Annotated in this window: 25 protein-coding genes; 15 read left to right on the top strand and 10 right to left on the bottom strand. The window is 72.1% G+C overall.

Annotated elements, in window-relative coordinates; genetic code table 11:
- Complete coding sequence (gene eutB / locus ABH941_RS30350; RefSeq protein ID WP_370132769.1) at nt 1-1419, top strand: ethanolamine ammonia-lyase subunit EutB; 1419 nt, start codon at nt 1-3, stop codon at nt 1417-1419.
- Nucleotides 1420-1603: 184 nt separating this feature from the next.
- Entirely contained in the window at nt 1604-2383 is a 780-nt protein-coding gene (gene eutC, locus ABH941_RS30345) for an ethanolamine ammonia-lyase subunit EutC (protein ID WP_370132768.1), read from the top strand.
- Between the two features lie 27 nt (nt 2384-2410).
- On the opposite strand, the gene ABH941_RS30340 is transcribed toward eutC, so the two are convergent.
- From ABH941_RS30340 to ABH941_RS30315, 6 genes are all read right to left on the bottom strand, one after another.
- Nucleotides 2411-3700 (bottom strand): cytochrome P450, encoded by a 1290-nt coding sequence (locus ABH941_RS30340; protein WP_370132767.1) that lies wholly within the window; start codon nt 3698-3700, stop codon nt 2411-2413.
- Nucleotides 3697-4293 carry an ATP/GTP-binding protein gene (locus ABH941_RS30335; RefSeq protein ID WP_370132766.1) on the bottom strand — a complete coding sequence of 199 codons (597 nt, stop codon included), beginning with the start codon at nt 4291-4293 and terminating at the stop codon, nt 3697-3699. The genes ABH941_RS30340 and ABH941_RS30335 overlap by 4 nt, the downstream gene beginning before the upstream one ends.
- The gene (locus ABH941_RS30330) at nt 4274-4633 is read right to left on the bottom strand and encodes a DUF742 domain-containing protein (protein ID WP_370132765.1); all 360 of its coding nucleotides are present in this window, start codon (nt 4631-4633) and stop codon (nt 4274-4276) included. Before ABH941_RS30330 ends, ABH941_RS30335 begins: the two co-directional genes overlap by 20 nt.
- The gene (locus ABH941_RS30325) at nt 4630-5031 is read right to left on the bottom strand and encodes a roadblock/LC7 domain-containing protein (RefSeq protein WP_370132764.1); all 402 of its coding nucleotides are present in this window, start codon (nt 5029-5031) and stop codon (nt 4630-4632) included. The genes ABH941_RS30330 and ABH941_RS30325 overlap by 4 nt, the downstream gene beginning before the upstream one ends.
- Entirely contained in the window at nt 5028-6695 is a 1668-nt protein-coding gene (locus tag ABH941_RS30320; protein WP_370132763.1) for a sensor histidine kinase, read from the bottom strand. Before ABH941_RS30320 ends, ABH941_RS30325 begins: the two co-directional genes overlap by 4 nt.
- 192 nt (nt 6696-6887) lie before the next feature.
- A complete protein-coding gene (locus tag ABH941_RS30315; protein WP_370132762.1) occupies nt 6888-8393 on the bottom strand; it encodes an MFS transporter in 1506 nt (501 codons plus the stop codon).
- A gap of 110 nt (nt 8394-8503) precedes the next feature.
- On the opposite strand from ABH941_RS30315, the gene ABH941_RS30310 reads away from it, so the two are divergent.
- Nucleotides 8504-9463 (top strand): helix-turn-helix transcriptional regulator, encoded by a 960-nt coding sequence (locus ABH941_RS30310; protein ID WP_370132761.1) that lies wholly within the window; start codon nt 8504-8506, stop codon nt 9461-9463.
- 101 nt (nt 9464-9564) lie between these two features.
- Here the strand turns inward: ABH941_RS30310 and ABH941_RS30305 are convergent, their stop codons facing one another.
- Nucleotides 9565-10605, bottom strand: a complete 1041-nt coding sequence (locus ABH941_RS30305) for a hypothetical protein (protein WP_370132760.1) — start codon at nt 10603-10605, stop codon at nt 9565-9567.
- Nucleotides 10606-10786: 181 nt separating this feature from the next.
- Between ABH941_RS30305 and ABH941_RS30300 the strand changes: the two genes are divergently transcribed.
- Both ABH941_RS30300 and trxA read left to right on the top strand, forming a co-directional pair.
- Nucleotides 10787-13702 carry an AAA family ATPase gene (locus ABH941_RS30300; RefSeq protein WP_370132759.1) on the top strand — a complete coding sequence of 972 codons (2916 nt, stop codon included), beginning with the start codon at nt 10787-10789 and terminating at the stop codon, nt 13700-13702.
- 66 nt (nt 13703-13768) lie between these two features.
- Nucleotides 13769-14146 carry a thioredoxin gene (gene trxA, locus ABH941_RS30295; protein ID WP_370132758.1) on the top strand — a complete coding sequence of 126 codons (378 nt, stop codon included), beginning with the start codon at nt 13769-13771 and terminating at the stop codon, nt 14144-14146.
- A gap of 42 nt (nt 14147-14188) precedes the next feature.
- Here trxA and ABH941_RS30290 read toward each other — a convergent pair whose 3' ends face one another.
- Nucleotides 14189-14794 carry a TetR/AcrR family transcriptional regulator gene (locus ABH941_RS30290; protein ID WP_370132757.1) on the bottom strand — a complete coding sequence of 202 codons (606 nt, stop codon included), beginning with the start codon at nt 14792-14794 and terminating at the stop codon, nt 14189-14191.
- 207 nt (nt 14795-15001) lie between these two features.
- On the opposite strand from ABH941_RS30290, the gene ABH941_RS30285 reads away from it, so the two are divergent.
- From ABH941_RS30285 to ABH941_RS30275, 3 genes are all read left to right on the top strand, one after another.
- Nucleotides 15002-15361 carry a Zn-ribbon domain-containing OB-fold protein gene (locus ABH941_RS30285; RefSeq protein ID WP_370132756.1) on the top strand — a complete coding sequence of 120 codons (360 nt, stop codon included), beginning with the start codon at nt 15002-15004 and terminating at the stop codon, nt 15359-15361.
- A 105-nt stretch (nt 15362-15466) separates the two neighbouring features.
- On the top strand, nt 15467-15865 hold the full coding sequence (locus ABH941_RS30280; protein ID WP_370132755.1) for a hypothetical protein: 399 nt from the start codon (nt 15467-15469) through the stop codon (nt 15863-15865).
- Between the two features lie 197 nt (nt 15866-16062).
- Entirely contained in the window at nt 16063-16278 is a 216-nt protein-coding gene (locus tag ABH941_RS30275; protein WP_370132754.1) for a hypothetical protein, read from the top strand.
- A 185-nt stretch (nt 16279-16463) separates the two neighbouring features.
- On the opposite strand, the gene ABH941_RS30270 is transcribed toward ABH941_RS30275, so the two are convergent.
- Nucleotides 16464-16772, bottom strand: a complete 309-nt coding sequence (locus ABH941_RS30270; RefSeq protein ID WP_370132753.1) for a hypothetical protein — start codon at nt 16770-16772, stop codon at nt 16464-16466.
- 270 nt (nt 16773-17042) lie between these two features.
- Here ABH941_RS30270 and ABH941_RS30265 point away from each other — a divergent pair, with 270 nt between their 5' ends.
- The 5 genes from ABH941_RS30265 (at nt 17043) to ABH941_RS30245 (ending at nt 22047) form a co-directional block, all read left to right on the top strand.
- Entirely contained in the window at nt 17043-18656 is a 1614-nt protein-coding gene (locus ABH941_RS30265; protein ID WP_370132752.1) for a threonine/serine exporter ThrE family protein, read from the top strand.
- A 28-nt stretch (nt 18657-18684) separates the two neighbouring features.
- Nucleotides 18685-19602 carry a hypothetical protein gene (locus ABH941_RS30260; protein ID WP_370132751.1) on the top strand — a complete coding sequence of 306 codons (918 nt, stop codon included), beginning with the start codon at nt 18685-18687 and terminating at the stop codon, nt 19600-19602.
- Nucleotides 19603-19778: 176 nt separating this feature from the next.
- Nucleotides 19779-20954: a C40 family peptidase gene (locus ABH941_RS30255; protein WP_370132750.1), complete on the top strand. Its 1176-nt coding sequence runs from the start codon at nt 19779-19781 to the stop codon at nt 20952-20954.
- Between the two features lie 40 nt (nt 20955-20994).
- The gene (locus ABH941_RS30250; RefSeq protein ID WP_370132749.1) at nt 20995-21645 is read left to right on the top strand and encodes a class I SAM-dependent methyltransferase; all 651 of its coding nucleotides are present in this window, start codon (nt 20995-20997) and stop codon (nt 21643-21645) included.
- Between the two features lie 9 nt (nt 21646-21654).
- The gene (locus ABH941_RS30245; RefSeq protein WP_370132748.1) at nt 21655-22047 is read left to right on the top strand and encodes a nitroreductase/quinone reductase family protein; all 393 of its coding nucleotides are present in this window, start codon (nt 21655-21657) and stop codon (nt 22045-22047) included.
- 90 nt (nt 22048-22137) lie between these two features.
- On the opposite strand, the gene ABH941_RS30240 is transcribed toward ABH941_RS30245, so the two are convergent.
- Nucleotides 22138-22632, bottom strand: a complete 495-nt coding sequence (locus tag ABH941_RS30240) for an inorganic diphosphatase (RefSeq protein ID WP_030254020.1) — start codon at nt 22630-22632, stop codon at nt 22138-22140.
- Between the two features lie 97 nt (nt 22633-22729).
- Here ABH941_RS30240 and dacB point away from each other — a divergent pair, with 97 nt between their 5' ends.
- Entirely contained in the window at nt 22730-24262 is a 1533-nt protein-coding gene (dacB, locus tag ABH941_RS30235) for a D-alanyl-D-alanine carboxypeptidase/D-alanyl-D-alanine-endopeptidase (protein WP_370132747.1), read from the top strand.
- A 27-nt stretch (nt 24263-24289) separates the two neighbouring features.
- A complete protein-coding gene (locus ABH941_RS30230) occupies nt 24290-25480 on the top strand; it encodes a zinc-dependent metalloprotease (RefSeq protein WP_370132746.1) in 1191 nt (396 codons plus the stop codon).
- The last annotated feature ends 146 nt before the right edge of the window (nt 25481-25626 follow it).

Raw genomic sequence — 25626 nt, 5'->3', positions numbered from 1 at the left:
ATGACCTATCGAAGCACGCTGCGCGGCGAGCGGTTCGCCTTCGCCTCGCTCGCCGAGCTGCTGGCCAAGGCGAACGAGGAGAAGGCCGGCGACCGGCTGGCCGGACTGGCCGCGCGGGACGAACGGGAGCGGGTCGCCGCCAAGCTGGCCCTGGCCGACGTCAGTCTGGGCGAGATCGCGGCCACCGCGGTCGTCGAGGACGCGGTCACCGACGCGGTCTCGCTCCCCGCCGACCGGGCCCGCTTCGCGGAGATCGCCGGCCTGACCGTCGGCGAACTGCGCGAACTGGTCCTGACACCGGGCTTCGAGGGACCGTGGGCAGCGGGTCTGGCGGCGGCGATCACCCCGGAGGTCGCCGCCGCCTGCGCCAAGCTGATGAGCAATCTCGACCTGGTGGTCGCCGCGGCCCCGCTGCGGCGCACCACCCGCTGCCGCAACACCATGGGCGAGCCCGGCGTCCTGGGTGTGCGGATCCAGCCCAACCACCCCACCGACAGTGTCCAGGGCATCGTCCTCTCCGCCCTGGACGGCCTGGCCTTCGGCTGCGGCGACGCGATGATCGGTGTCAATCCGGCGACGGACTCGGTGCCGGCCATCGGCGCGGTGCTGCGGGCGCTGCACCAGCTGATCGCCGATCTCGGGGTGCCCACCCAGACCTGCGTGCTGGCGCACATCACCACCCAGCTGGCCGCGCTGGACGCGGGCGCGCCGGTCGACCTGCTGTTCCAGTCGGTCGCCGGGACCGAGGACGCCAACACCAGCTTCGGCATCGACCTGCCGATGCTGGCCCAGGGCCGGGAGGCGGTGCTCGCCCACCACCGGCAGCGGCCCGGCGAGTTCGTCGGCGACCAGGTCATGTACTTCGAGACCGGCCAGGGCAGCGCCCTGTCCGCGGAGGCCCACCACGGCGTCGACCAGCTGACCCTGGAGGCCCGCGCCCAGGCGGTGGCCCGGCTGTACGACCCGTTCCTGGTCAACTCGGTGGTCGGCTTCATCGGCCCCGAGTACCTGGCCGACTCGGTCCAGATCACCCGGGCCGGCCTGGAGGACCACTTCGTCGGCAAGCTGATGGGCCTGCCGACGGGAGTCGACATCTGCTACACCAACCACGCCGACGCCGACCAGAACAGCAACGACAACCTGCTGCTGCTGCTCGCCTCGGCCGGCTGCACCTTCGTCATGGGCGTCCCCGCCGGGGACGACGTGATGCTGAACTACCAGAGCACCAGCTACCACGACGTCAGCAGCGTGCGCCGGACGCTCGGCCTCGGCCCCTCGCCCGCGTTCGGCCGCTGGCTCACCGAGGTGGGGCTGCGCCACGACGGGCCACCGCTGCCCGGCTCGGGCTGGCCGTCCAGCCTCCCCGAACTCGCCGCGGCGCTGGCCCCGGGTGGGCCGATGCGTGCGCTGGTGCCGTGATTTTCGGCTGCGGCGTGTGCCGGGCTGGTCGCGCAGTACCCCGCGCCCCTGATAGTGCAACGTGCCCACAGTGGGTCAGTTGCAGCCCCCAGGGGCGCGAGGCTCTGCTTGCTGAAAAGCGTGCGCGACCAGCCCGGCACACGCCGCAGTCAAACTCCGACCCTCACCCCGAAGGAGCCGCCTGATGCCGCCTCCCACTGAAGCCGTTCCCGCCGCAGACCCGCACCGGGTCCGCCTGCGGGAGACCACCCCGGCCCGGCTCTTCACCGGCCGGGCGGGCAGCTCCTACCCGACCGCCACCCTGCTCTCGCTCCGCGCCGACCACGCCGCGGCCCGCGACGCCGTCGGCGCGCACCTGGACCTCGACCTGCCGGAGATGGCCGCCCTCCGCGACCGGCACGCCCTGCTGCTCGCGGAGACCCGCGCCGACACCCGCCGGGAGTATCTGCACCGCCCCGACCTGGGCCGCCGCCTCTCCGCCGCCGCGCGCGAGCTCATCGTCGAGCAGTGCCCGGCCGGAGCGGACGTCCAGATCGCCGTCGGCGACGGACTCTCGGCCACGGCGGTCCACCGCCAGGTCCCCGACCTGCTGCCGCGGCTGATCGCCGGCTGCGCGAGCCGGGGCTGGACCACCGGCCGTCCGATCGCGATCCGGCAGTGCCGGGTGGGGGTGCTCAACGAACTCGGTGAACTGCTGCGCCCGCGGGTGGTCGTGCTGCTGATCGGCGAACGCCCGGGCCTGGCCACCGCGGAGAGCCTCTCCGCCTACCTCGCCCACCGCCCCCGCCCGGGCCACACCGACGCCGACCGCAACCTCATCTCCAACATCCACGACTCCGGCGTCCCGGTCCCCGAGGCCGCCGACCGCATCCTCGCCCTCGCCGCCGCACTGATGGCGGCAGGACGCAGCGGCGTGGGGGTGTCGGGTGACCTCCCCGAAGGGCTCAGCGGGAGCGGTTCCTGACGTCTGCTCAGCTTTTAAGGATCAAGCTCAGATCGAGGTGAACTCGACCGGGAGGGCGGACGGGCCGCGCATCCAGATCGAGGGACGCCACTCGACCTCCTCGGCCGGCACGGTCAGCATCACGTCGGGAAGGCGGTCGAGCAGCACCTCGACCGCAGCCCGGGCGATCACCTCGGCCATCTCCGGCGCGGGGACCGGGCAGCGGTGCTCGCCGTGGCCGAACGACAGATGGGCCTGGTTGCCCACCGAGCCGGCGCTGAAGTCCGGCTGCACCTCCGGGTCGGTGTTGGCCGCCGCGAGTCCCAGCACCAGGCAGTCGCCCTTGCGGATCCGACGGCCCGCCAGCTGGGTGTCCCGCGCCGCCCAGCGCCCGACGAAGTTCTGGGTCGGGGTGTCCGCCCACAGCACCTCGTTGAGGGCCTGGCCGACGCTGCGCCTGCCGCCGGAGAGGGTGACCGCGAAGCGGTCGTCGGTGAGCATCAGCCGCAGCGCGTTGCCGATCCAGTTGGCCGTCGGCTGCTGCCCGGTGGCCATGATCGAGATCATGTCCTGGACGATCTCCTGGTCCTGCAAGCCGGCCGGGTGCGCCAGCATCCTCGAGGGCAGGTCCGGCCCGGGAGTGCTGCGGCCGCGCTCCAGTAACCCGGTCATGGTGGCGTGGATGCGCATATAGGCGTCCAGGGCGCCGGGGCCTTCGTCCAGCGAACCGGCCATGTCCCGTTCCAGCGTGACGATCTGGTCCTGGTCCAGGCCGAAGAGCCCGGCCAGCACCCGCAGCGGGACCTGGGCGGCGTAGTCGGCCATCAGCTCGGCCTGGCCGGCCCCGGCGAAGCCGTCGATCAGCGCGTCCGCGACCCGTTCGCTGGTGGAGTGCAGCTCGAACTGGTCCACCGCGGAGAGCACGTCGGTGATCACCCCGGCCCGGCGCTGGTGCTCGGCCCCCTCCTTGAACAGCACCGAGGGGGTGTAGCTGACATAGGGCCTCAGCGGCCAGTCGGCGGGGATCGCGTCCCAGGCGTGCCAGCGACGCGAGTCCCTGGCGAACAGCTCGGAGTTGCTGGTGACGTAGTGGACCTCGCGGTAGCCCAGCACCAGCCAGGCCGGGACGTCGCCGTCCAGCAGGATCGGCGCGACCGGGCCGTGCTCGCGCCGCAGCAGCCGGTAGAGCTCGGCCGGGTCCCGCTGGAAGCGCGGCGAGTGCATGCGGACTGCGCCGCCGGGGCCGGTGCTCTCGCCGTTCGTCTCGGGGGTGTGGGCGGGGCAGCCGGGTGATGGGACGGCGGCTTCCTGGCGCAGCTCGTCCTGATGGGTCGTCACGGGGTCGGCTCCAGGGCGTGGGAGAGGGAGTGCAGGTGGCGGACGAGGGCGATCAGGACGTCCCCGCTCGACTCCCGCTTCCGCGCGTCGCAGTCCAGCAGCGGGACGTCCGGGCCGAGCGACAGGGCCGCGCGTACCTGCTCCAGCGAATGGGTCGGCTCGTCGAAGTTGTTGCGGGCCACCACGAAGGGCAGGCCGTGGTGTTCCAGACGGTCGATGGCGTACCAGCAGTCGGACAGCCTGCGGGTGTCGACCAGCACCACCGCGCCCAGGGTGCCGGCGAACAGCCGGTCCCAGAGGAACCAGAAGCGCTCCTGCCCGGGGGCGCCGAAGAGGTAGAGCACCTTCTCGTCGTCGAGGGTGATCCGGCCGAAGTCGAAGGCGACCGTGGTGGTGGTCTTGGTCAGCACCCCCTCGCGGTCGTCGATGCCGATGCCGGCCTGCGTCATCACCTCCTCGGTGCTGAGCGGACGGATCTCGCTGACGGAGTTGACCAGGGTGGTCTTGCCCGCGCCGAAGCCGCCCACGATGACGATCTTCAGGGCGTCCCTGGCGGTTTCCCTGAGCGGCTGATCAGAGGTTCTGGAGGGCAACGAGTACCTTCTTCAGGGTTTCGGGCGGCGGCATCTGCCTGCCGCGCCCGGACGACTGCGGATGGCGGGCGGTGATCCGGCCCATGTCGAGCAGGTCGCAGAGCAGGATCTTCACCACGCCGACCGGAAGTTCCAGCCGGGACGCCAACTCCACGACGGCGACCGGGCGTTCGCTCAGCTCCAGGATCCGGACCAGCTCGGACTGCATCCCCGGGGTCGGCCCGCTCTCCCGCACGATCAGCGTGACCAGGTCGAAAGCCTGCTCGTAGGCCCTGCTCCGGCCGCCGGTGACGGTGTAGAGCCGGTCCGGGTCGCCGCTGTCGACCGGGCGGCGGATCATGCGTGCTGCCTCGGCTCGGCCCGCAGATGTACCCCGATCTGTTCGACCAGCTCGCCCATGTTGTGGCCGACGATGCCCGGGTCGGCGTCCTCCCCGGCGACGACCGCAAGATGCGCGCCGAGCCCCGCCCCGACGATGAACAGGATGCCGCCGTGGAACTCGGTCATGGACTGGCGGACGCCGCCGCTGCCGTCGCCGAACTCGATGGAGGCGCCGTGGGACAGGCTCTGGATGCCGGACGCGATCGCGGCGAGCTGGTCGGCCTGGTCCACGGTGAGGCCGGAGGACAGGCAGAGCTTGAGGCCGTCGCGCGAGAGCACCAGGGCGTGCCGGGTCCCCGGGGTCTTCTGCAGCAGGTTCTCCAGCAGCCAGTCGAGGCTGCGGTCGGTGGTGGTCATCGCTCGGTGTCCTCTTCGGTCGGGTCGGACGGTCGGTCGGTCTCGACGGGTTCGGCTTCTTGGGGTCGGGGTGCCGGGCCTTCGCTGCGGACGGCCGCGCGGAAGGCGCCGAAGCGGGCGCCCGCCTCGGCGCGGGAGGGCAGGTCCTCGGCAGCGGCGGGCGCCACGACGGGGGTGGTGCGCCGGGCGGCGGCGAGGGTCCGTCCCGGCGGCCGCTTGGGCAGGTCCGGGGCGGGCTCGGCGGGCTCGGCGGGCTCGTCCGTGGCTACCGGTTCCGGCGCTGGTGCCGGCGCCGGAACCGTGGTCCGGCTCCCGTCGCCGCTCTCCCGCACTGCGGGGAGCCGGTCCGCGCCGCCGCGCACGATGAGCTGCTGCGGGATCAGCACCACCACACCCGTTCCGCCGCGCGAGGACGGCCGGAAGGACACGGTGAGGCCGTGCTTGCGGGCCAGGCAGCCGACCACGGCCAGCCCGAGCCGGGTGCCGCCCAGCGTCATCAGGTCCAGCGGTTCCGTGGAGACCAGCCGCTCGGCCTTGGCCAGGGTGGCGGCCGGCATCACCAGTCCGCCGTCCTCGATGGTGACCACCACGCCGGAGTGCATCTCCTGGACGTAGACGTGCACCTCCTCGGTGGGCGGGGAGAAGGTGGTGGCGTTGTCCATCAGCTCGGCCAGGGCGTGCATCACGCCCTCCGCCGCGTACCCGGCCACCGCCACCGTGCTCGCCGAGTGCAGCCTGACCCGCTGGTAGGCGCTGATCCGGCCCATCGCGCCGCGCAGCACGCTCTCCATCACGATCGGCTTGGTCCAGCGCCGCCCGGAGCGGGCCCCGGTGAGCACCGCGATGCTGTCGGCGAGCCGGCCGGCCTGGGCGGTGCCGTGGTCCAGCCGGAGCAGGTCGCCGAGGACCTCCTCGTTGTGCCGGTTCTCCATCTCGCGCAGGTCGGCGAGCATGCTGGTGGCCAGCGCCTGGACCCGGCCGGCGGCATTGGCGCAGGCGGCCATGGAGGAGGCGCGCAGACGCTCGCTGGTGCCGACCTCCTGGACCAGGGTCCGCAGCACCTGCTGGTGCGTCTCGTCGAAGTGCGCCGGCGCGTCCGCGAGCACGCGCTCCATGGAGACGCCCTCGCGGAGCTGCTGCACCGCCTCCGGGATGGCCTGACCGGTCAGCTGCTCGGCCTCGCCGACGAACTGGTCGACCTGCGCCACGAGTTGGGTGATCTCGGCCTCCAGCGCCGCGGACCGGGCCTTCTCGGCCTCCAGTGCGGTGCGCATCGCGGCCTCGGCGGCGACGGCCGTCTTGCGCTCGGCGTCCGCGTTCCAGGCGTCGTGGCGGGCGGCCTGGGCGTCGCCCGCGGCCTGGCCGACCGCGGCGGCCTGCTCGGCGGCGGAGCGCTCGGCCTCCGCCCGTACCGCGTCCAGCCGGGCCTGGTTGGCCCGCGCGGCGCCGGAGCGGAGCATGAGCAGCGCGACGACCGCGCCCAGGAGCAGGGCCGCGGCACCGCCGAAGCAGGCGAGGGGAACCCGGTCCGTCGCACCGGCCCGGGCCGTGAACCAGGCGACGACCGCCCCGGCCAGCACCGCCGCCAGTGGGGGGAGGAGCCCGGACCACACCCGAGACCTGCGGCGGAGATCCGGCGGACGGGGGGACATCTGGACAGACATCAATCGGTTCCTCGTGGCGGGCGGAAGAAATATCGTATGACCACGCAGGCCACACCCTACCCGCTGAAAACACCTGTAACGGCCGTTACTTGACGCTGTCCCAGCAAAATCGGAGTCATCGAATCCGGGGTGCGCGAAAGGCGCCGTACCCCGGGAATCGCCCGGGGTACGGCGCCTGCTCCTGCGGTCGGCTCAGCGGACCAGGGCGAGCTCGGCCTCCTCGGCGGTGGGAATGCCGGCCGCCACCGGTGTGCTCGTCGCAGCCTTGCGAGGCAGTGCGAACATCAGCACGAAGGCCACCAACAGGCCGCCCGCGACCCACCACAGCGAGTTGCTGAAGGCTGTGCCGAATATCTGTGCGGTGCTGTGCCGGGCCCGGTCGGCGTGCTCGACCACATTGAGGAAGCAGACCGAGACCAGGCCCATCCCCAGCGCCGCGCCCAGCTGCATGGTGGTGTTGATCAGACCGGACGCCGAACCGGCGTGCTCCCTGGGCACATCGGACAGCACCGCGTCGGTCAGCGGGGCGACGATCAGCCCCATGCCGGCGCCCATCACCAGCAGCGGCAGGATCATCTGCCAGGAGTGCAGCCCGCCGCCGTAGCGCCCGACCTCCCAGGCGTAGAGGGCCGCGCCCAGGGCCATCACCAGGGCGCCCGCCTGCAGCACCCGGCGTCCGAACCGGGGCACCAGCAGCTGGACCGAGAGCCCGGCGGCGGTGGAGATGCTCAGCGCGAACGGCAGCCCGGTCAGTCCGGCGTGCAGCGGCGTCCAGCCGAGGCCGAGCTGCATGTAGAGGGTCCAGACCAGGAAGAAGATGCCGCAGACCACGCCCTGCACCAGCTGGATGCCGATGCCTGCCGCGAAGCTCCGCACCCGGAACAGCGAGAGCTCCACCAGCGGCGAGCCGTCCCGCGCCGCTTTGGCCCGCTCGTAGCGGACGAACGCGGCGAACACCGGGACGCTCGCGCCCATCGAGACGAAGCCCCACAGCGGCCAGCCCGACTGCTGGCCCTGCATCAGCGGGTACAGCAGCATCAGCAGGCCGAGGCTGCCCAGCGCGACACCGACCAGGTCCAGCCGCAGCGCCTTCGGGGCCTTGGACTCGGTGATGTAGCGGACGCCCAGGACCAGTCCGGCGATGCCCAGCGGCAGGTTGATCAGGAAGATCGGCCGCCACTGCAGGCCGAACAGGTTCCACTGGGTCAGCAGCGCGCCGAACATGGGTCCGGTGACGGCGCCGAGGCCGATCATGGCCCCGAACATCCCGAACACCTTGCCGCGCTCCTCGGCCGGGAAGGTGGCGTGGATGATCGCCAGCACCTGCGGCACCATCATCGCGGCCGCCGCGCCCTGCAGCAGCCGGGTGGAGACCAGCATCTCCGGGCTCACGGCCAGCCCGCACAGCGCCGAGGCGACGGTGAAGCCGCCGATGCCGATCAGGAACATCCGCTTGCGGCCGACGATGTCACCGAGCCGTCCACCGGTGATCAGGCCGATGGCGAAGGCCAGCGCATAACCCGCGGTGATCCACTGGACCGCGCTGAACGAGGCGCCGGTGTCCTTCTGGATGCTGGGGACGGCGATGTTGACGATGGTCACGTCCACCATGTCCATCAGGCTGGCGGTCATCACCACTGCGAGCGCCAGCCACCTCCTGGGGTCCAACGGAGCTGCTGCCTCGTCCTGAGCGTTCATCACATTCCCTTTCCACGGGTTCGCTTTCCACGGGTTCGCTGCGGCACGTCTTCGACTCTAGGAGGCATGTAGGTCAGATCCTGTCCGCCTTGTCGGGCATCCTTGAACCCATGACGGACACACCGGCACGGCTGCTGAACCTGCTGTCACTGCTGCAGACCCCGCGCGAATGGCCCGGCAGCGAACTGGCCGAGCGCCTGGCGGTCAGCCCGCGGACCATCCGCCGCGACATCGACCGGCTGCGCGAGCTCGGCTATCCGGTCGAGGCCACCATGGGCGCGGTCGGCGGGTACCGGCTGGTGGCCGGAAAGGCGATGCCGCCGCTGCTGCTCGACGACGAGGAGGCGGTGGCCATCGCGGTGGGACTGCGGGCCGCGGCGGGCAGCCCGGTGGACGGCATCGAGGAGGCCTCGATGCGGGCGCTGGCCAAGCTCCAGCAGGTGCTGCCGTCCCGGCTGCGGCACCGGGTGGGGTCGCTGAGCGCGGCCACCGTCTCACTGGCCGGCTGGGGCGGCGCCACGGTGGACCCGGAGGTGCTGACGGTGCTCGCGTCCGGCACCGCCGGGCACGAGAAGCTGCGCTTCGGCTACCTGGCCGCGGACCGGGCCGAGAGCCGCCGACTGGTCGAGCCGTACCGGCTGGTCACGGCCGGGCGCCGCTGGTACCTGGTCGCCTACGACACCGACCGCGCGGACTGGCGGCTGTTCCGGGTGGACCGGATCAGTGCGCCGCAGCTCACCGGTGCGAGGTTCGCTCCGCGGGCCCTGCCGGGGGACGACCCGGCGGCCTTCGTCCAGCAGAAGCTCAGGGGCCTGCAGCGGACGGTCGAGGCCGTGGTGACCCTGCAGGCTCCCGCGGAGCAGATCGCGGCGAAGCTCGGCGGCAGCGCGCAGCGGATCGACCCGATCGACGAGAACAGCTGCGTGCTGCACACCCGGGCGGACGCGATGGAGTGGCTGGCGATGCGGTTGGCCATGCTGGGCTGCGAGTTCGTCGTCGACGAGCCGGTTGAACTCAGGGAGTACCTGGCTGAGCTCGGTGCGAGGGTTTCACGTTCGGTGCGTGGTTGATCGCGCAGTTCCCCGCGCCCCTAGATAGTGCAACTGGGCCAGTTGCAGCACCTCAGGGGCGCGGGGAACTGCGCGAACAGCAACCATGCACCGAGCGGCACCTACCACCGTCGGCTGAGCAACCGCTCCACGAAGTTGGGCCGGTCCACCGGCAACCGGCCTTCCGCCTGGTACCGCACGGTGCTCCGCTCCCAGTCGAAGTACCCCCGCATCCACCCGGCCATGCCGTCCCGGTACTGCTCGACCGCCTGACGCTCACCCCGGTCCAGCCCCAGCCGCTTGCAGAGTCGCGGCAGCTCCTCGGACAGCCGGACCCACTCGTCGACCATCCACTGGGCCTGCGCCTGCACCGCCGCCTGGGCCTCCTCGCGCCCGCACTGCCGCTCGTGCTGCAGGATCACCACCAGGTTGTAGACGTCACCCCGCGGCGCCTCCTTGTCGTAGGACCAGACGTCGTTGTTGATCGCCGGGGCGTCCCCGGCCAGCAGCCGCATCTGCCGCAACTCCGGGCTGTGGAACGCGATCGCGGGCACCTCCCGGTGGAACCGCTCGACCATGTCCAGGACGGTCTCCACCCCGGACGCACCGCGTCGCAGCAGCATGTAGGCGTCCCTGCTGGGAATCGCCGCCCCGGTGCCGTTCCGCTCGGCCTCCGCCGCGAGGGTCCGGCCCAGCGCCTCGTTGGGGTGGGCCGCGAAGTACCACTCCCAGTGGTACGAGGCCCGGGCCCGCCACCGCGGCGACATGCCCTTGCTGCCGCGCCGCCACAGATCGGCGAAGGCGGAGTTCACCGGGGTGTCCGGGATCTCGATGGCGGGTCGTTCGCCGGGCTCGGTCCGGGCCAGTTCGATCAGCGGAGCGCAGACCCTGGCGACCTCGGCCGGGTCCAGCCCCAGCTCACTGTCGAACTGGTCGTCGAAGAGGAAGTAGAAGGCACACTGGTCTACGGCCAGGCAGAGGTCGTCGAGTTCCAGGTCGGGGAAGCTGGCCGCGGCCAGCCCCGCTATGTTCCAGCGCTCGTAGAGCGCGGCGGCTTCCGAGCCCCGCAGCATGTCGTGCGCGCGGAGCCATTCGAGATTGCGCTGTGCGGCAGTGCCCCTGCGGGGGTTGGTCCGCTCGGGGAAGGGGAGCTGCAAGTCCACGTCCAGTCCCTTCGTCAGGCGCAGTCGGCTTGTGTGACGCTACCGGATGTGATCTTTTCCAGTGAGGCTTTGATCGGTCATATGTTCAAGTATCAACCGTAGTTGGCCAAGAAGGCCCGCTCTGTTCTGCTGAGTCCTCGCCTGCCGGTGCCTGGCTGGCATAGTTTTGGAGGAGACGGCGATGGACGGAGCACAAGCGGTGACCGATCGGGAACTGTACGAGCGCGACGAGGCTACAGCGCTGGCCGAACAGGCCTTGCAGGACCTCTGCGAAGGAGCCCGGTCCGGGCTCACCGGCCTGGGCAGCCTGCTCCTCTACAGCGGATCGGCCGGCCAGGGGAAGACCAGTCTGCTGGCCCGGCTGCGCCAGGCGGCGGCCCGCGAGCCCGGCTGCGTCGTGCTGTACTCCCGCGGCGGTGAGCAGCAGCGCAACGTCCCCTTCAACATCGTCAGGCAGTTGCTGCTGCCGGTGCTGGCCAAGCGCACCCCGGAGGGGCGCAGGGAGCTCCTGGACGGGTCCAACTACGACCTGGCCGCGCCGGCCCTGGGGCTGGCGGCGCCCGCGCCGGGCGCGTCGAACGACCCCCAGGGCGTCCAGGACGCGCTCAACTGGGTGGTCACCCAACTCGCGGTCCGCGAGGGTCCGTTGCTGCTCATCATCGACGACCTGCACTGGGCCGACCCCGAGTCGCTGGCCTGGCTCAGCTCCTTCACCTCGCGCATCCCCGGTCTGCCGCTGCTGGTGGCCGCCGCCTACCGGCCCGAGGAGCTGGAGCCCGAGGGTGCGGCGATCCCGGCGGCCGCGAACCGGGGCAATCTGCTGAAGCTGCGCAACCTCACCCCGGGCGCCGTCGAGGAGCTGCTCAGGAGCGAGTTCGGCGCGGAGGACTGCGACGACCTGTTCTGCCGCCAGTGCTGGGAGCTGACCGGGGGCAATCCCTACGACATCAGCCAGGTCGTCGGCAAGATGAAGGAGCGTCAGCTCGATCCGGTGGAGGAGAGCATCCCGCTGCTGCGCGACCTGGTGGCCGCCGGGCGCGGGCCCGCCATCGTCGAGACCCTGGAACGGATGCCGGCCGACACCTACCGCTTCGCGCTGGCCGCGGCCGTGCTGGACAACGAGATCAACCCCGACGTCGCGGCCAGTGTCGCGGCGGTCTCCCCGGCCGCGGCCCGCAGCGCAGTCGAGACGCTGCGCGAGGAGGGAATCCTGCGGGAGGACCACCACTCGGTGTCGGGTCACACGGTGCTGGAGTTCTGCCACCCCACCATCGGCACCGCCATCTACCAGTCGATGCGGCTGACCGCCTTCCGCACCTCGCTGCACGGCCAGGCCGCGAAGGCGGTGCTGCTGGCCGGCGGCACGGAGGCGGCCGCCTCCCGGCACCTGCTCGAAGTGCTGCCCGAGGACGATCTGGAGGTCGTCAAGCTGCTGCGCAGGGCCGCCGAGCAGCACCTGGCCGTCGGCGCCCCCGACGCGGCCCGCCGCTGTCTGGAACGCGCGCTGCGTGAGCCCCCGGCCGACGAGGACCGCGCCGACGTGCTGTACGAACTGGGCTGCTCGACGCTGCTCACCGCGCCGGACGTGACCATCAACCACCTGCGTCAGGCCCTGGAGGCCAACCCCGGTCTCAGCGCCCAGCGCCGCGAGCTGGCCACCCTGCGCCTCAGCTCCGCGCTCGGGCACAGCAACCTGGTCAAGGAGGCCGCGGCGGCCGCTGCCGAGGAGATCGAGCGCACCGAACCCGGGCTGAGCCGCACCCGGCTGCAGGCCGCGTACTTCATGTGGCGGGCCTTCCTGCGCGAGGAGCCCGACGGCGTCGAGCGCTCCCGGCTGCTCGCCGAGCTCTCCGACAGCCTGACCGGGTCGGACTCCGGGGCGCGGGCGGTCCGGGTGCTCCGGGCCTTCGACCTCACCCAGCGCGGCGAGGACTCGGCCGTGGCCCTGTCGCTCGCCGAGCAGGCGTTCGACCGCGGTCGGCTGGCCCAGGGGATCGACTGGACCAACCAGGTCTGGGGCTTCGAGATCCCGGTGCTGCTCGGCCTCACCTTCGTCTACAACGACCGACTGGACGTGGCCTCCGAGCTGTTCAACCAGGCGGCCCAGGAGTTCGAACTGGCCGGCTGGAGCGGCGGCCACCTCGCCTTCGCCAACTTCATGCGCGGCCTGGTGCTGTTCCGCTGGGGCCGGCTGGAGGAGGCCGAGAAGTTCCTCCGGGACACCCTGAAGCGCTCCGACCGGCTGGGCCGGGGCACCCCGCTGCAGTGGGACCTGGTGGCGCTGCTCTGCGACACCCTGATGGCGCGCGGCGAGATCGACCAGGCCGTCGGGCTCGCCGAGGAGTACGCGTTCAAGCCGCCCTTCTCCCCGGTGATGGTGGTCCCGGACGCGGCCACGCTGTACGGGAGGCTGCTGGTCGAGCAGAAGCGCTACAAGGAGGCCGCGGAGATCCTGACCGAGGCCGCACGCGGGCTGCAGGACAAGGAGTGGCACAACGGGCTGTGGGCGCAGTGGGCCGGTCCGCTGGCCGTCTCCATCGCCGAGGAGGAGCCGGAGCGGGCCAGGGAGATCGCCACCGACGCGCTCAAGCGCGCGATGCGGATCGGCGTCAACTCGGCGGTGGGCAGCGCCCTGCGCTGGTGCGCCGCGGTGAACGCCCCGCAGCAGGCGGTGACGCTGCTGCGGCAGGCCGTGGAGCACCTCGAACAGTCCCCGGCCGCCTACGAGCTGGCGCTCGCGCTGGTCGACTACGGGTCGGCGCTGCGCCGGACCGGCCGTCCGCGCGAGGCCGGCGACGCCCTCGGCCAGGGCGTCCAGCTGGCGGCGCAGTGCGGGGCGGACGGGCTGGTCGTCCGGGCCAGGTCCGAACTGGCGGCCGCCGGTGCCAGCTCGGAGCGGCTGCACGCGATCGCCGCCCGGGTGCTCAGCGAGCCGGAGCGGGCGGTCGCCGAGCGCGCCGCGCGGGGTGTCCCGCCCCAGCGGATCGCGGCGGATCTGGGCATCACCCAGGCGGTGGTGGCCCAGCGGCTCGCCTCGGTGTACCGGAAGGTGGGCACCGGGCCGGAGGGCCTGGCGGCGGCGATCGGTCTGGAATAGTGGCTGCTCGCCCTCTGTTGACGGCAGCAGACCGTACACGTCAAGGCAGGAAGCGGGGCAGCACACATGGGCACGCGCGAACTCACCAAGGACAACTTCAACGAGATCGTCGAGGAGAACCCCTTCGTTCTGGTCGACTTCTGGGCGTCCTGGTGCGGCCCCTGCCGGAGCTTCGCGCCGGTGTACGACAAGGCGGCGGAGGCCAACCCCGACCTGGTCTTCGCCAAGGTCGACACCGAGGCCCAGCAGGAGCTGGCCGCCGCGTTCGAGATCCGCTCGATCCCCACGCTGATGATCATCCGTGACCGCACGGTCGTCTTCTCGCAGCCGGGTGCGCTTCCCGCTCCCGCGCTGGAGGACCTGATCAAGCAGGCCAGGGCGCTGGACATGGACGAGGTCCGCCGCGAGATCGGCCAGGACCCGAAGGCTGCCGAGGAGGCCTGAGCCTCCCGGCTCGTACGCCCAGCCCCAGCCCCCGCCCCAGCCTCAGCCGCGTCCCGCCGACCAGGAGCGGTGCGGGCGGTACTCGACGATCGTCAGCGCGATCGCCACATGGCGGTCGACCAGTTCGTCCAGGCTGATCGCCCCGTCCGGGCGGAACCACTGGGCGACGGCGTTGCACATCGCGATGACCGCCCGGCGGGCCTCGTCCGGGTACGGGGTGAGGAAGATCCCGGCCTTCACGCCCGCGTCGATGGCGTGGCGGAACAGATTGGTCGCCTCGGCATGCCGGCGGCTGTAGCTGGCCAGGCGTTCCGGGTCCAGGCTGCGCTCCTCGGAGAGCAGGATGTTGCTCCGGGTCCGGTTCTCGGCGCGGAACCGGGTGGTCGCGGCCACCACGGCGGACAGCCGGTCCGCGGGCTCCTCGCCGACCTCGGCGAGGGCGCGGGTGCAGGTGGCGAAGTAGGTGTCCAGGCTCTCTTCCAGGATGGCGTGCAGCAGCTCCTGTTTGCCCGAGTAGTAGTGGTACATCGCGGAGAGGCTCATCCCGGCGCGCTGCGCGATCGCGCGGATCGAGGCGCTGCCGAAGCCCTGCTCGGAGAACTCCTGTCGGGCGGCCTCCAGTAGTGCGTCCTGTCCGGAGGGTCGCATCGGCGGTGTCCTTGCTGGGGTGGCTGGGGTGGGGGCTTTACGGCGGGGGCCTTACAGATCGATCGTTAAGATCCTAGCCGGGAATCACCGGAAAGCACCCGGTGGATGGCGTCCGTCACATCACCGCACGGGACTGGACAGTGACCCCTGGCATCCGTAATTTAACGATCGTTCGAGTTGCCGACCAGTGCTGGGGAGTGATCCGCCATGCCGACCGCCGAGCAGGTCTTCCAGGATGGGCTCGCCCTCGGGGAACTGCGCTACCAGCGCTGCCGGTGGTGCGCCGGCCGCTCCGCCCAGCTCCGGCTGCTCTGCGCGACCTGCGGCGGCACCGAGTTCGACTGGAAGCGCAGCAGCGGCCAGGGCAGGATCTACCGGATGGCGGCGCCGACCAGCGCGGGCGAGGCCGGCGGCACCGCGGTGGTGGAACTCGACGAGGGCTTCCGGATGAACGCCCGGCTGGTGCCGGTCCCGGCGCACCGGCTCTGGCCCGGAGCCCCGGTCCGGCTGGAGGTCACCGAGGACGGCGGGGCGCTGCGCGCGGCGTTTCGCCCGGTGGCGGCCTGACCGGCGGCCTGACTGCGGGACGCTGCCCCACAGCTACCCCACAGCTCCGGAAAAATTGGCTACGCTGCGGCTGCTCGACGCCTCGCTTCGTTCAAGGACGGTCCCATGCAGAGCCTCACCCGCCGCGTCAGCACCCTGGCCGTCGCCACCGCGGTCGCGACCGCGGGTCTCGCCGTCTGCTCGACGGCTGCCTCGGCCAAGTCCGACCTGGGCATCTCCGTCAGTAGCCGCACCACGGCGGTCGGCGGCCCGGTCCGGGTGCAGGCGAACGGCAACTCCGACGACTTCGGCGGCGCCACCGTCCGGATCTGCATCGACGAGCAGGTCGGCCGGGGCGCCTGGCGCCAGCTGGCCTGCGGTCCGCAGGGCCGTCGGCTCCAGGTGAAGGTCAAGGCCGGGCGCCGCGGCACGCTCCGCTTCCGCGCCCAGCTCATCGCCCTGACCGGCCCCCGCCACCACGTCGTCGACCGCACCTCGGCGCCGGTCGCGGTACAGGTGCGCTGACGGCCGACCGTCCTGATGTGCTCTCAGCGACCGCTGTCACCAGGGGTGCTGTTGCTTTGTCAGTGGCTGTGGGTACTCTGCGGTGGCACGTGACAGGACGGCCTGTCAATCCTCTTCGGCTATCCGTGCGATTAACGGGCAGGGAACCAGGAGAGGCCGTAGGACCGTCCCGTACGGCACGAGAACGGGAGTACGCCATGACCACCATGATCGACACCACGGCCCTCGCGACGGCGACCTGCCACCTCTGCCCGCCGGGCGGCGGCACCGTCGTGGCGACCTACTCGGGGGACGGCCCGGCCCGCCGGGCGGGGGACCGCGCCTGGTCCGAGACCCGGGCGACGGGTGTGCAGCACCACGACCACTACGACCCGGCGCAGGACGCCTTCGTGGTGGTCCGCCACCCGGCGTAGGACGGACGCCGGGCGCCGACCTGTACGAGGCGAGAACGTACGGGACGAGAACATAGGGGACGAGAACATACGGGACGAGGCCGACAGCCCCATCTGCTGTCGGCCTCGAACGACCCTCTCCGGCCCGCTCACCCACCCGCTCCGGCGCTGGTGGAGCGGGGTGGTGCCGGGCAGGGGCGGTGCGGCTAGTAGTAGACGTCCACCGCCGACCAGTTGCTGTTGGACTGCCCTGCGGCCACCGTGCCGGCGTTGCCCGCCACGCCGCCGGTGTTGGCACTGTTGGAGGCCCCGCCTCCGGTGCCGGTCTGCTGGGACGCGTCGGCGTTGCCCTTGACCGCGCCGCTGAGGCCGCCAGAGCCGTCATTGCTGACGATGCTGCTGTTGGACTGCTGCGAGGCGCCGGAGGCGTTGCTCGCCGCGGCTGCCTGTCCGATGCCGAGGCACATGAAGGCTGCCAGCGCGGTGAACGCCGCGAAGGTGCGCAAACGGGACACGCGATCTCCCTGTTCATGGTGTGGATGGTGACGGGGGGTTGGCCGACCCCTGCCGTCGGTCCTGACGTCGCGTGCCCAGCATTCACCAACAAGTCGATAAAGTTCCATCCAGATCGGGACATGTCCCCCGAATGGGGTCAGTAACCGATGGTCGCCCCTTTCGTTGAGCCGGGGCCGCGTCAACCCGCAGGTGTGCGTCACCCCGCCTGATCAGGCACAGTTGAGCCCGACTCCAATCATTCAGGAGCTGAGAGGGACAAGGAGCCGAGGGTGCCCGAGGGCAGCAAGCCTGAGCAGGACGACGACACCCGGGGGACCGTCACCCCCGGGCTGCTCGGACACGCCGAACCCGTGGGCACCACACCCTCGTCCCTGGAGCAGAGCCCGGCGCCCGTCCCGCCGCCGGGCGAGGACTGGGTCGCCCTCGGCTACACCCCTCCCTCCGGCATCTCCCTCACCAAGCTGACCGTCGGCGCCCCCGGCGCCGCCCCCTGGCCGGACCGGATGCGCACCCTGCTGCGCACCCCCATGTACGAACGCCCCGCCTTCGAGCGCACCGCCGCCCCCGAGCAGGCCGAGGTCGGCCCCAACGTGCCCCGCGTCCTCGACCTGACGCTCCGTATCGGCGAGCTGCTGCTCGCCAGCGGCGAGAGCGCCGAGGACGTCGAGGCGGCCATGCTGGGCGTCAGCCACGCCTACGGCCTGGACCGCTGCGAGCCGCAGGTCACCTTCACGCTGATCTCCATCTCGTACCAGCCCTCACTGGTGGAGCCGCCGGTCACCGCCTCCCGGGTGGTCCGCCGCCGGGGCTCGGACTACACCCGGCTCGGTGCGGTCTACCGGCTGGTCGCCGACATCACCGCGGAGCAGGTCAGCACCGAGGACGCCTACCGCAGGCTCGCCGAGATCCGCCGCAACCGGCACCCCTACCCCGGCTGGGTGCTGTCGCTGGGCACCGGACTGCTGGCCGGCTCGGCGACGCTGCTGGTCGGCGGCAGGGGCGACGCCCAGGCCTGGCTGGTGTTCGCCGCCGCCTTCGTCGCCGCGGTCATCGGCGACCGGCTGGCCTGGGGCGTCGCCAGGAAGGGACTGCCGGAGTTCTACCAGTTCGTGGTCGCGGCCATGCCGGCCGCCGGGATGGGCGTGGTGCTCACCCTGGGCGACTCCGGGCTGCGCGGCTCGGTGGTGATCACCGGCGGCCTGTTCGCGCTGCTGCCCGGACGCGCCCTGGTCGCCGCCGTCGCCGACGGCCTCACCGGCTTCTACATCACCGCGGCGGCGCGGCTGCTGGAGGTGCTCTATCTGGTCGTCGGCATCGTCCTGGGCGTCCTGCTGGTGCTCTACGTCGGCGTCAACGTCAGCGCCTCGCTGCACCCCGAGCAGACCTTCGCCACCCACGCGTTCCCGGCGCTGCAACTGCCCGCCGCGATGGCGCTCACCCTGTTCTTCGCGGTCCTGCTGCAGACCTCCCGCCGGGTGCTGCCCTTCGTCACCTGCTTCGGCGGCATCGGCTGGGCGGTGTACGGGGTGCTCACCGTCGAGGGCAGGCTCTCGCCGATCATCGCCACCGGGCTGGCCTCCGGGACGGTGGGCCTGTTCGGCCAGCTCGCCTCGCGCTACCGTTACGCCTCCTCGCTGCCGTACGTCACCGCCGCCCTGGGACCGCTGATGCCGGGCTCGGTGATCTACCTGGGCCTGCTCTCCTTCGCCAAGGGCGAGCCGATCAACGGCCTGGTCTCGATCAGCCGGGCCGCGGCCATCGCCCTGGCCCTGGCCGTCGGGGTGAACCTCGGCGGCGAGGTGGCCCGGATGTTCCTGAGGGTCCCCCAGGGCGACGCTCCCGCAGTGGTGCGCCGCGCCGCCAAGCGCACCCGCGGGTTCTGACGGACCGGGCCGGAAGGGAGAGACGACCATGTGGCAGCACTTCTGGGAGCTCTACGCCCGGCACATCCAGGACCCGGGCAAGCAGCCGCTGTTCCTGGTCCTGGTCGGCTTCATCAGCTCCTTCCTGTTCATCCGCTTCAGCGTGCGCATGATCCGCCGGGGGGTGCGCTGGTGGCCGGGCAATGTCACCCCCGGCGGCCTGCACATCCACCATGTCGTCTTCGGCATGTTCTTCCTGCTGCTCGGGGGGATCGGCGCGTTCGCCACCGCCGGGACCCACCCCTGGCTGGACGCCTTCGGCCTGGTCTTCGGCGTCGGCTGCGGACTGGTGCTGGACGAGTTCGCGCTGCTGCTGCACCTGGAGGACGTCTACTGGAGCGAGCAGGGCCGCAAATCCGTGGACGCGGTCATCGTCGGCATCCTTCTGACCGGGCTGCTGCTGGTCGGTTACCTGCCGCTGGGCGTCACCCCGGACAGCAACGCCCGCTGGGGCCTGATCGGGATCATCTGCGCCAATGCGCTGTTCACCGTGGCGACGCTGCTGAAGGGGAAGTTCTGGAGCGGCATGATCGGCATCATGCTGCCCGGCGTCTCCTGGATCGCCGCGGTCCGGCTCGCCCGGCCCAACAGCCCGTGGGCGCGCTGGCGCTACACCGGCAACCCGCGCAAGTTCGCCCGGGCGAGGCGGCGCGAGGGCCGCTGGCACCGTCGCGCCGACATCGCCCGGCAGTGGCTCTTCGACCTGATCGCCGGCAAACCGACGCCCCCCGGAGTACGGCCCACCCGGGCCCACCTGCTCGCCGAACGCATGGCCGCGAAGCTGGAGCGGCCGGCGCGTCCCGCGCACGACGACGAACGCATCCGCCGCCTCCGGGCCGCGAGGGCCCGCCGCAGCACGGTCACCGCGGGGCGGCCACGGCGGGGGGCGGCTCGCCGTCGGGGGTGAGGTGCACGGGGCTGCATGGTTTCTGTTCGCGCAGTTCCCCGCGCCCCGATAGGGGCGCGGGGAACTGCGCGACAAGCCCCCCCACCTGGCGGCACGTTCGCTGCGAACCTCCCGTACCTGTGACAACACTGGTGACGAGTCGTCAGTTAAGCCCCGCTCAGGAGGTGTGCTCCCGCGTGCGCAGCCGAACCCTAGCCCTCGCGTTGGTCCTCGGACTCCTCCCCGCCGGTGCGGCCCTCGCAGACGAGCAACCGCCCAGCGCCGACCAGGTGCAAGCCGCCCAGCAGGCGGCAGCCCGCCGCGCCGGCGAGGCGTCCGCCGCCACCCGGGCCCTCGCCGCCGCGCAGGCGACCGCGCAGGCCATGGACATCCGGGTCGAGCAGGCCGTGGAACGGCACAACGGCGCGGTGCTGCACCAGCAGCAGGCGGAGGCGCAGGCCGCCGAGGCCCAGCGCACGGCAGCGACCGCCGCCGCCACCGCCGATACGGCCCGCGCCGCCGCCGCGGCCCTGGCCGCCGCCCAGTACCGCGGCGATGTTCGGCCCGGTCTCGCCGCCTTCGCCGGGCTGCTCTCGGCCCGGGACATGCACGCCGCCAGCGTCCGGCGGGAGGCGGTCCGCTCGGTCGTCGACGAGACCCGCAGGGTGGTGGACACCGCGACCGCCGCCTCCGCGGACGCGACCGCGTCCTCCGCCGCCGCGGCGCGAGCCGCCGGCGCCGCACGGGCGGCCACCGCCGAGGTGGCGCAGGCTCAGCAGCAGATGCAGGCGCAGCTGACGGCCCAGCAGACCGAGGTCGCCCGGCTCGCCGCCGAGCGCACCACCCTGCTGGCGCAGCTCGCCGCCGCCCAGCAGATCTCCGTGGCCCTGGCCGGCGCCCGCCAGCAGGCCCTCGCGGAGGCCGCCGCCAAGGCGGCAGCCGACGCCGCCCGCAAGGCCGCCCTGGCGGCCGCCGCCGGCCACTCCTCCGACGCGTCCCCGTACCGCCCCGGCGACGCCTCGGCGGCCGTCGCCTTCGCCCGCGCCCAGCTCGGCCTCCCGTATGTCTGGGGCGGCGCGGGCCCGGGGACCTACGACTGCTCGGGTCTCACCATGCGCTCCTGGCAACGCGCCGGCGTCGAACTGCCCCACTTCGCCGCCGACCAGTACGCCCGCTCGACCCCGCTCTCCTACAGCAGTCTCCGCCCCGGCGACCTGGTCTTCTGGTCCCACGACGGGACCCCCCAGGACATCCACCACGTCGCCCTCTACCTCGGCGACGACCAGATGATCGAGGCCCCCCGCACCGGCGACGTCGTCAAGGTCGCCAGCCTCTGGATCATGGGCACCCCCAACTTCTACGCCCGCCCCTGACACCGGCCCACCACCGTGTCGTCTCATACTGTGTCGTCTCATGAACTCGGACGGCTGGTTGGCCGACACCCGTACCTCCTACGACACGGTCGCGGTCAGCTACGCCGACCGACTGCGCGATGCGCTCGACGACAAGCCGTACCTCCGGGCCGCGCTGGCTCTGTTCGCCGAAGCGGTTCATGACGCCGGCGGTGGGCCGGTGGCGGACATCGGATGCGGGCCCGGCCACGTCACCGCCCACCTGCACGAACTGGGCGTCGACGCGTTCGGCATCGACGTCTCGCCCGGGATGGTCGACGTGGCCCGAAGGGACCACCCCGAACTCCGGTTCGAGGTGGGCTCGATGACGGACCTCGACCTCGTCGACGCCTCGATCGCCGGCGCGCTCGCCTTCTGGTCGCTGATCCACGTCCCCGACGACGAGATCCCGGCTGTCCTCGACGGCTTCAGGCGAGCCCTGCGCCCCGGCGCACCCCTGCTGATCGGCTTTCACATGGGAGACGGGTCGCGTCTGAAGACCGAGGGCTACGGCGGCCACCCCATGAAGGTCCACGTCCACCGCCGCCGACCCGCCCGGCTGAGCGCCTGGCTCCGCGACGCCGGCTTCACCGTCGAGGCCGAGATGCTGCTCGACCCGGAGGGGAGCGCCCCGGGCGCCATCCTCTTCGCCCGAGCCGAACGCCAGGGATAGGGTGGCGGTGTGTCGCGCTATCACGAGCTCAAGTTCCGCGCTGTGACAACGTTCCAGCGCAGGATCGCCAACCCGCTCTCCAGGCGGATGCCGAGTCAGGTCCTGCTGGAGACCAAGGGGCGGAAGTCCGGGCTGCCCAGGCAGACCCCGGTCGGCGGGCGCCGTATCGAAGACGCGTTCTGGCTGGTCTCGGAGTACGGCGACAAGTCGCAGTACGTGAGGAACATCCAGGCCGACCCGCAGGTCCGGGTCCGTATCAAGGGCACCTGGTACACCGGTACCGCGCACCTGCTCCCGGAGGACGACCCCCGCGCCCGGCTCAGGACCCTGCCCCGCTCCAACAGCTCCGCCGTCCAGGCATTCGGCACCAACCTGCTGACGGTCCGCATCGACCTCAGCTAGGCCTGACGGCCCCTCAGCGCCGCACCGCCGCCCCGGCTCCCGTCGAACAACCAACTGGGGCCGAGGCGGCGGTGGGGCGGTGCGGGGCGGTCAGTGGGACTGGCCGGAGTCCGCGAGGCGCTTGATGGAGTTGACGATCTCCTCCTCGGCCTCGACGCGGCCGACCCAGTGGGCGCCCTCGACCGACTTGCCGGGCTCCAGGTCCTTGTAGACCTCGAAGAAGTGCTGGATCTCCAGGCGGTCGAACTCCGACACGTGGTGGATGTCGCGCAGGTGCTCCCAGCGCGGGTCCGAGGCCGGGACGCAGAGCAGCTTGTCGTCGCCGCCCGCCTCGTCGGTCATGTGGAACATGCCGATCGCACGGCACTTGATCAGGCAGCCGGGGAAGGTGGGCTCCTCCAGGATGACCAGGGCGTCCAGCGGGTCGCCGTCCTCACCGAGGGTGCCCTCGACGAAGCCGTAGTCGGCCGGGTAGCGCGTCGAGGTGAAGAGCATCCGGTCCAGGAAGATGCGACCAGTCTCGTGGTCGACCTCGTACTTATTCCGCGAGCCCTTCGGAATCTCGATCGTGACGTCGAACTCCACAGCTCCTCCATTGCTTCCTATAGATGTGCGCAGTCAGTCGTTCGCAGCCAATAGTGTCTCCTACAGCAAGGGGTGCTCGGGAAAGGGGCAGGTCCGGATGGGTTCTTGGTGGGGGACTGCGGCGCGGAACTACGCGCAGGCGCCGACGCGGACCGTTGCGGCGGTGTCCGGGGCGGTGGGACTCGCGCTGGCGGCGGGTGGTGTCGCCGCCGCCGGCCCCTGGCACGGCGGCCAGCGGACCTCCGAGTGGGAGTGGGCCCGGGGGGCGGTGGTCTACCGCGGGGGGTACGCGCAGGTCCGACCAAGGCCCGTGCCCCGACCGGCCTGGGTCGCGCCGCAGACCGTGCTGAGCGGGGCCGTCGTCGGCAGCTCGGTCGACGGATCAGTCGGCGGCAGCCCCACCGCGGGGCCGAGCGGCAGCGTGGACGCCGCTCCCACCGCGAAGGGCCTCGCCGCCGCGCTGGGCCCGGCCCTGGCCGCCCCGGTGCTCGGCCAGTTCACCGCCTCGGTCGTGGACGCCGCCACCGGGAAGACCCTCTACGCCAAGGGCCAGGACACCCCGCAGGCGCCCGCCTCCACCAACAAGATCGCCACCTCGGTCGCCGCCCTCTCCCTGCTCGGCCCCGAGCACCGCTTCACCACCCGGGTGGTCAGCACCGCCCCCGGCCAGATCGTCCTGGTCGGCGGTGGCGACCCCACCCTCACCGCCGCCCCGACCAGCGGCGCCGACCCCCGGGCCAGCCTCGCCACGCTGGCCGACCGCACCGCTGCGGCCCTGAAAGCGAGCGGTTCCAGCACGGTGCGCCTGGGGTACGACATCTCCCTGTTCAGCGGACCCGCGCAGACCCCGGCCGCGAACGTCGGCGACAACATCGCGCTGGTCCAGGCCCTGACCGTGGACGAGGGCCGGATCGACCCCAACAGCACCGAGAACGCCCCCCGGTACAGCGACCCCGCCGCGACCGCCGCCGCCCGGTTCGCCGCGCTGCTCGTCAAGCGCGGCATCGCCGTCCAGCAGAGCTCGCCGTCCAGAACCACCGTGTCCGCGGCGGTGAAGGCCGCCGCGCCGCTCGCCCAGGTCCGGTCGCAGCCGCTGAGCGAGATCGTCGAGCAGATGCTGACCGCGAGCGACAACGACTACGCCGAGGCCCTCGGCCACCAGGCGGCCCTCGCCTCCGGCCGGCCGGCCACCTTCGCCGGCGGCGCGGCCGCGGTGACCCAGGCCCTCACCGCGCTCGGCGTTCCGCTGGGGAGCACCCGCCTCGTCGACGCCAGCGGACTCTCCGCCGACGACGGCATCCCGGCCGCCGTGCTCACCAAGCTGCTGCTGCTCGCCGCCTCCTCGGCCCACCCGGAACTGCGCGCCGTCGTCACCGGACTGCCGATCGCCGGCTACACCGGCACCCTCGCCGACCGCTTCGCCGGCGACAGCAGCAACTCCGGAGTGGGACTGGTCCGGGCCAAGACCGGCTCCCTGAGTACCGTCAACACCCTTGCGGGGCTTGTCATGGACCGCGACGGCAGGCTGCTGGCCTTCTCCTTCATGTCCAACGCGAGCGGCGATGTGACCGCCGCCCGCAACGCCCTGGACCGTCTCGCCGGGCGCGTCGCAGTATGCGGCTGCCGCTAAAGGGCAGGAGCACGTACGGTTGCTGACATGACGAGCCAGAGCGGCGGTGCGGATATGGCGGACGCGGCAGACGCGACAGGCATGGTCGACTGGAATCTCGCGGTGGCGACCGCGACCCGGTTGGCACGTCCGGGACCCGAGGTCACCCGGGAGGAGGCACGCGCCGCGGTCAAGGAGCTCCGGCTGTACGCGGCCGAGGCGGAGGAGCACGTCCGAGCGTTCACCGGGATGCAGGCGCCGGGCGCCTCGGGCACTCCGGTGCTGGTGGTGGACCGCCCCGGCTGGATCAAGGCCAATGTGGCCGGCTTCCGCACGATCATCACCCCGCTCGCGGACCGGATGCAGGCCCGCCGGGCGGCGCTGCCGGGCGGTGCCGTCCTGGGCAGTGGGGCGCTGGGCGCGGTGGGCGGCAAGGTCACCGGCATCGAGCTGGGGATGCTGCTGGCCTTCCTCTCCTCCAAGGTGCTCGGCCAGTACGAGACCTTCGCCCCGGCGGAGGTCCCCTCCGACCTCTCCTCGCTCGACGACGAGCACCCGGTCCAGCCCGGACGGCTGCTGCTGGTGGCCCCCAACATCGTCGCCGTCGAGCGCGAGCTCGACGTCGACCCGCGCGACTTCCGGCTCTGGGTCTGCCTGCACGAGGAGACCCACCGCACCCAGTTCACCGCGGTGCCGTGGCTGCGCGACCACATCGAGGGCGAGATCCACGCGTTCCTCGCCGAGACCGACATCGACCCGGCGACGCTGCTGGAGCGGCTGCGGGACGCGGCCGGCTCGCTGCCCGGGTTCGGCGGGGCGTCGGACACGGAGGAGAGCGGGGCCGGTGGCGGCACCGGCAGCCTGATCGACATCGTGCAGACGCCCGCGCAGCGGGAGATCCTGGGGCGGCTCACCGCGGTGATGTCGCTGCTGGAGGGCCACGCCGACGTGGTGATGGACGGGGTCGGCCCGCAGGTGGTGCCGAGTGTCGCGGAGATCCGCGAGAAGTTCCAGAAGCGCCGGGCGAAGGGCACCGGGCGGCTGGACCAGCTGCTGCGGAAGGCGCTGGGGCTGGACGCGAAGATGCGGCAGTACCAGGACGGGGCGGTGTTCGTGCGCGGGGTGGTGGACGCGGTCGGGATGGAGGGGTTCAACCGGGTGTGGACTTCGCCGAACACGTTGCCCACGAAGGAAGAGATTCACGAACCCGGTGCTTGGGTTGCGCGGGTGCACAAGTAGCCCGTCCAGGGTGGTTTCTGTTCGCGCAGTTCCCCGCGCCCCTGGGGGACTGCGTGGCTGGCGTCCGCTGAGAGATTCACCCTTCCGGGGGGACCATGGGTGTTGCGGGGACGCGGGTGGGCCAAGTCACGGAAGACTTCTGCGAC

The sequence above is a fragment of the Streptacidiphilus sp. EB103A genome (assembly GCF_041261405.1).
Classification (GTDB): Bacteria; Actinomycetota; Actinomycetes; order Streptomycetales; family Streptomycetaceae; genus Streptacidiphilus.
Note: the sequence above shows the minus strand (reverse complement) of the source record. Positions and strands in the feature narration are given on the sequence as shown.